This is a genomic window from Catenulispora pinistramenti (genome assembly GCF_018274385.1).
Classification (GTDB): Bacteria; Actinomycetota; Actinomycetes; order Streptomycetales; family Catenulisporaceae; genus Catenulispora; species Catenulispora pinistramenti.
Genome location: NZ_JAAFYZ010000389.1, coordinates 1 through 4,953 on the forward strand (window position 1 = coordinate 1; position 4,953 = coordinate 4,953).

Annotated in this window: 6 protein-coding genes and 1 pseudogene; 3 read left to right on the top strand and 4 right to left on the bottom strand. The window is 70.1% G+C overall.

The genetic code is table 11. The features are described from left to right. A pseudogene (locus KGQ19_RS53255) lies at positions 1 to 96 on the top strand (IS982 family transposase); the annotation flags it as partial. A gap of 48 nt (positions 97 to 144) precedes the next feature. Here the strand turns inward: KGQ19_RS53255 and KGQ19_RS47420 are convergent. The 3 genes from KGQ19_RS47420 to KGQ19_RS47430 all read right to left on the bottom strand — a co-directional run bounded on the left by KGQ19_RS47420 (position 145) and on the right by KGQ19_RS47430 (position 2,176). Beyond that, a complete protein-coding gene (locus tag KGQ19_RS47420) occupies positions 145 to 1,134 on the bottom strand; it encodes an NAD-dependent epimerase/dehydratase family protein (protein WP_212022018.1) in 990 nt (329 codons plus the stop codon). Continuing rightward, positions 1,131 to 1,568 carry a MerR family transcriptional regulator gene (locus KGQ19_RS47425; protein ID WP_212022020.1) on the bottom strand — a complete coding sequence of 146 codons (438 nt, stop codon included), beginning with the start codon at positions 1,566 to 1,568 and terminating at the stop codon, positions 1,131 to 1,133. The genes KGQ19_RS47420 and KGQ19_RS47425 overlap by 4 nt, the downstream gene beginning before the upstream one ends. Before the next feature lie 146 nt (positions 1,569 to 1,714). Continuing rightward, a complete protein-coding gene (locus KGQ19_RS47430) occupies positions 1,715 to 2,176 on the bottom strand; it encodes a cupin domain-containing protein (RefSeq protein ID WP_212022022.1) in 462 nt (153 codons plus the stop codon). Between the two features lie 128 nt (positions 2,177 to 2,304). On the opposite strand from KGQ19_RS47430, the gene KGQ19_RS47435 reads away from it, so the two are divergent. Then, entirely contained in the window at positions 2,305 to 2,991 is a 687-nt protein-coding gene (locus KGQ19_RS47435) for a TetR/AcrR family transcriptional regulator (protein WP_212022024.1), read from the top strand. Further along, a complete protein-coding gene (locus KGQ19_RS47440; RefSeq protein ID WP_212022025.1) occupies positions 2,988 to 3,515 on the top strand; it encodes a hypothetical protein in 528 nt (175 codons plus the stop codon). Before KGQ19_RS47435 ends, KGQ19_RS47440 begins: the two co-directional genes overlap by 4 nt. Before the next feature lie 62 nt (positions 3,516 to 3,577). Here KGQ19_RS47440 and KGQ19_RS47445 read toward each other — a convergent pair whose 3' ends face one another. Further along, positions 3,578 to 4,309 (bottom strand): SDR family oxidoreductase, encoded by a 732-nt coding sequence (locus KGQ19_RS47445; protein WP_230420531.1) that lies wholly within the window; start codon positions 4,307 to 4,309, stop codon positions 3,578 to 3,580. Positions 4,310 to 4,953 lie beyond the last annotated feature (644 nt).

Genomic DNA, 4,953 nt, shown 5'->3' on the forward strand with positions numbered 1-4,953 from the left:
ATCGGCCAGCGCCTGCTGGCCATGGCCGCCGCGATCTGGCACAACACCAAGACCGGCGCGGCAAGCAAGCGATCATTGATCGCCTACGACCACTGACCAGCCAAGCGATCGGACTCAATCATCTAGTTCCCTCAGCTGGTTCCGTCAGCCCTTCGCCGCCAGCAACCCCAGATCGCGCAGGCTCTCCGCCCCCTCCACGATCGCCGTCTCCGCCGGCCGCGGGCGCCACCGGAGCTCGTCGCGGGCCCGGTCGTTGTGGATGATCGGGCGCGGCAGGTCCGGGCCGTCGGCCTCGGTGGTCGGCGCGAGGGCCGCGAGGTCGCCGAGTCGGCGCCGCAGGATCGCGGCCACCTCCACGTAGCTCGTCGTCGGGCCGTCCGACACCGCTAGATAGCGCTTGCCCGCGGCTTGCGGCGTGGCCATCGCCCGCATGTGCAGGTCGGCCACGTCGCGCACGTCGACCACGCCGAAGCGGGCCCGGGGCGCGACCGGCATGGTGCCGTCGAGCATGGCCTTGATCAGCTGCATCGTGGACGCCACGGCCGTGCTGAGCGCGGGTCCGAAGGTGGCCGTCGGGTTGACGGTCACCAGCTCGGTGTCGCCGCCCTCGGCCGCCATCAGGTCCCAGGCCGCGCGCTCGGCGACCACCTTCGACTTCTGATAGGGCGGCAGCCCCGGGGTGTCGGGGTCGGTCCAGTCGGCCTCGGTGAACTCCCCGCCGGGCTTGGGCGTGTAGCCGACGGCCGCGTACGACGACGTGAGCACCACCCGCCGCGCGCCGGCGTCCCGGGCCGCGCGCAGCACCCGCAGCGCGCCCTCCCGGGCCGGGATGATCAGCTCGTCCGGGTCGTCGGGCTGCTGCGCGAACGGGATCGGGGACGCCATGTGGTAGACGTCCTCGACGCCGGCCATCGCGTCCTTCCAGCCCTCGTCCGCCATCAGCTCGGCGGTCACCACTTCCAGACCGGCGTCGTCGGCACCGCCCCGGCGGACCGCCTCGCGCAGCGAAGCCTCCCGACTCCGCGAACGCACAGTCGCCCGCACTTCCTGGCCCTCGCGCAACAACGCGGCGACCAACTGACTACCTATGAAACCGGATCCACCGGTCACCAGAACGGGATTCCTCGTACTCATAGCACTGCCTCCAGACGCTCGATCACGGCCACCAGCCGCGCACTGCACTCGGCTTCGGCGACGGCGTCACCCCGGTCCCGGGCGTCCCACAGGGCAGCCTTCTCCCGCAGGTAGCCGAGCCGCGCCTGCTGCGCGAGGATCTCGGCCTCGACCCGTTCGGCGTGCCGCAGGAGCAGATCGCGCTGCTCCCCGGCCCGCTCGCGGCCGATCCGGCGGTTGGCCAGGTACCTGCGCATCTCGTCGATGCCCAGGCCCACGGCCCGCAGGCAGGTCAGGATCTCGACGGTCTCGACGTCGTCGGCGCCGTAGCGGCGGTGGCCGCTGCGCTCGTCCCGGTCGATCGGTCCGACCAGCCCCACTTCCTCGTAGTAGCGGAGGGTGGGCTCGGTCAGGCCGCTTCGCCTGGAGACCTCCTGGATGGTGTAAGCCGTCATGAAGGCAGCTGAACACACTTCAAGCGCTTGAAGTCAACGGCCGGCCGCCCGAGTGGGGCGTTCGGGCGGCCGGGAGGGCCCACCGGTGGCGGGTCGGGGGTGCTCCAGTGGGGCGAGGGTGCTCCAGTGGATCGAGGGCGCCCAGCTCAGCGCGGCGGCCCGACGATCACGCTGCCGTACTCCTCGGTGACCGCCGCGTTCGGCTTGACCACCAAGCCCTCCGGACGCGGGGTGCTCAGGTCGTGGCCGATGGCCCGGAACATCCCCTCGATCCCGGCCGGCGTGTTGATGAACAACAGGTCGGCGGTCTTGGAGGTGATGCGGTAGCCGTGCGGGTGGTTGCGCGGCAGGTAGGCGACGCCGCCCTCGGACAGCTCGTACTCCTGGTCGTCGAACCAGACCAGCGCGGTGCCCTTGATCAGCAGGAATATCTCGTCTTCGCGGGTGTGCATGTGATACGGCGGCGCCTCGCCCTCGGCGGCGTCGAACCGGCCCATCATCAACTGCCCGTCGGTGGCCTGGCCGTCCAGAAGCATGGTCAGCGTGCTGCCCTGGAGCCATTCGAGGTGTTGTTGCTGATCGGGTTGTGCCAGGTAGGCCATGCTCATCGCCGGCTCCGTTCGGTGCGGGACCCCGGGGAGCGGGCGTCCTTGATCGCTTAAACGGAAGATATCGTCCGCTTAAGTCGGGGGTCAACCACGGCCGTCCCGGCCGTTGAGGTGCCATGATCGGGGGCGTGGCAGAGGTGGAGTCTGGTGAAACAGCTGGTGAAGACGGCGGCCCGAGCAACGGTGGGCCTCCCGGCGAGAAGGTCCGGCAGCGCGGCCCGCGCCGGGACGCGGCCGACAACCGGGACCGCGTGCTCGACGCGGCGGCGACCGCGGTGCGCCGCGAGGGCATCGCGGTGCCGATGGCCACCATCGCGGCCGACGCCGGGGTCGGCGTGGGCACGGTCTACCGGCACTTCCCCTGCCGCGAGGCGCTGCTCAACGCCCTGACCCACCGCTCCTTCGAGCTGGTCCTGGCCGCGGCCACGCGGGCCGCCGAGGCGAACGCCGACGCCGGGGAGCCCGGAGTCGAAGCCGTCCGCCGCTTCCTGGATCGGACCGTGGAGCACGGCGGCGATCTGGTCATGCCCATGCGCGGCGGACCGCCGGCCCTGGACGAGCGGACCGTCGCCGTCCAATCCGCGGTCCACGCGCAGCTCAGGGCCCTGCTGCAAGCCGGGGTGCGAGACGGCAGCATCCGCGCCGACGTCACCGCCGGCGACCTGGTGATCTTCGGGGCCTTGCTGACCGAGCGACTGCCGCACGTCGCGGACTGGAACACCGCCGCCCGGCGCGTCATCGACGTCTATGCCGCCGGGCTGGCGCCCACAGCCCCGCCGTTGAGATCCACTCCGGTGGTACCTTCGCCGTCATGACAGCGGGGGCGGCGAAAACTGAGCTCAATAACGGAACACTGGCCCAGATACCCGGACATATCCCGCCAACCGCCCGCCGCGGCTGGTGGATCTTCGCGGGCCTGGTCCTGCAACTCGCCGGCGTCGGCGGGCCCGCGGCCTATGTGTGGGCCAAGGCCAAGCACCAGGACGTCAGCGGCTTGATCACGGTGGCCACGGTCAAGCTCGCATGGCACCAGTCCCTGCACGCCAAGGCGGGTGTCACCCTCCTCGTCGGCGGCGCGGCCCTGTTCGCGATCGGCAGCATCGCCCTGGCCCGCCCCTTCGCCAAGCACTGGCTCACCCTGTTCGTCGGCGTACCGATCGCGGCCCTGTGCGGCGCCCTCGTATTAGGCGTGGCGGCACTGGTCATCGCGCTACTGGTGTTCCTGTTCCTCAGCGACGCCGATGTCAGCAATCTCGGCGGCGAGTTCGGCGGCAGGAGTTCCGGTAAGCGAAAGGACCAGCCGGAACCCCCACCGCAAACGTCGCCGCCGGGCTCGTAAGATCAGCCCGCTGACCAGCCCGGCGGGTTCGCCTCCCAGCCTGACACCGGCAGCTCCCAGCCTCAGGTCAGCAGCGCACCGCCATCGACAGTGATGACAGTGCCGGTCACGAACTCGTTCTGCATCAGGTAGAGGTGCGTCGCAGCGATCTGCTCCGCTTCCCCGATCGCCCCGGTCAGCGTCCGCTTCGCCATCGTCGCGAACAACGCCTCGCGCTGCTGCTCCGGCAGCGCCTCCCACATCGGCGTCCGCACGGCGCCGGCCCGGACCACGTTCACGCGGATCGGCGCCAGCTCCAGCGCCAGCCCGCGCACCAGGCCCTCAGTCGCCCCCACGCCGGCCGCCCCCAGCGCGAAGCCAGGCGCCGGGCGGACGCCGACCGTACCGGAGGTCACCGATATCGAGCCGTTCGGACTCAGCCGCGGCGCCGCGTGCCGGACGGCCGCGACGAAGCCCCAGAACCGCACGTCCATCCGCTGGCGCGCGTCGGCCAGGGGCGTGTCGACCAGCGCCCTCGGCGTCACCGCGTCGCCGGCCGTGTAGACGAGATGGTCCAGGGTGCCGACGTGCTCGAACAGCGCCGCGACGGAGTCCTCGTCCCTGGTGTCGGTCACCACCCCGTCGCCCCCCTCGGGGATCTGCGCGAGCGCCTTGTCCAGGCGCCCCTTGTCACTCGACGCGATCGTCACAGCCGCACCAGCGCGCGCCGCGGCCTGCGCCGTCGCCAGCCCCATGCCCGAACTGCCGCCGATGACGACGACCCGTTGCCCGGTCAAAGCCATAGTCGATGTCATGGTTCGTCCTCCTGGATCAAAGGGTCGCCGCAGGGGGCGGCCCAGCACTTCATGATGTCCCACTGAGACATCATCGTAGCGCTTGATGTCTCAGTGGGACATCACTGCTGGTGCCGTGGCAGGCAACTGGGGTGGTTCGGGGTTCGGATCTTCTTGGGGGGGTTGGAGTTTGTGGGCCGAGTTGCGGTTGGGCTGTGGGTTGAAAGGCGATTTTTACGGCCTTCGGTCATGGTTGTGCCGGTTCGGGGTTCGGGGTGGTGGGTGTGTTTGTCGGCTGCCGGTTTTCGCGTTCACGACCCCGCCGCAACTCAGGCCTCTTCAACTCCGGCAAGTCGGAGCAAGGGCACAGGCAAGAGCAAGAACCAGATCGACGGCACAGGCCAGATCAAGAGCTGAAGATCAAGGTCAAGGTCAAACCCATGGTGAAGGGCCGGGCCTCCGGCGGGCCTCGGCAACCTCAGGGAAACTAGCGCGGTTCCCTAGGGTGGCTGGGTGAGTCTCAGCGGCGGCGGTCCCTGAGGTGGTGCGGTCCGTTCCCCTCGGTCGCGTCGTCAGCCCGGGGGGTACAGCACCGGTGTCCGGGGGTAAGGGCTCGTCGAAAAACAATGCGTCGGTTCCGGAAACAGGGCACGATGATGTGCTAT

Excerpts from the sequence above, each read along its gene's own strand:
- KGQ19_RS47420 (WP_212022018.1), bottom strand. The coding sequence starts at position 1,134 with ATGAGTACGAGGAATCCCGTTCTGGTGACCGGTGGATCCGGTTTCATA.
- KGQ19_RS47425 (WP_212022020.1), bottom strand. The coding sequence starts at position 1,568 with ATGACGGCTTACACCATCCAGGAGGTCTCCAGGCGAAGCGGCCTGACC.
- KGQ19_RS47430 (WP_212022022.1), bottom strand. The coding sequence starts at position 2,176 with ATGAGCATGGCCTACCTGGCACAACCCGATCAGCAACAACACCTCGAA.
- KGQ19_RS47440 (WP_212022025.1), top strand. The coding sequence starts at position 2,988 with ATGACAGCGGGGGCGGCGAAAACTGAGCTCAATAACGGAACACTGGCC.
- KGQ19_RS47445 (WP_230420531.1), bottom strand. The coding sequence starts at position 4,309 with ATGACATCGACTATGGCTTTGACCGGGCAACGGGTCGTCGTCATCGGC.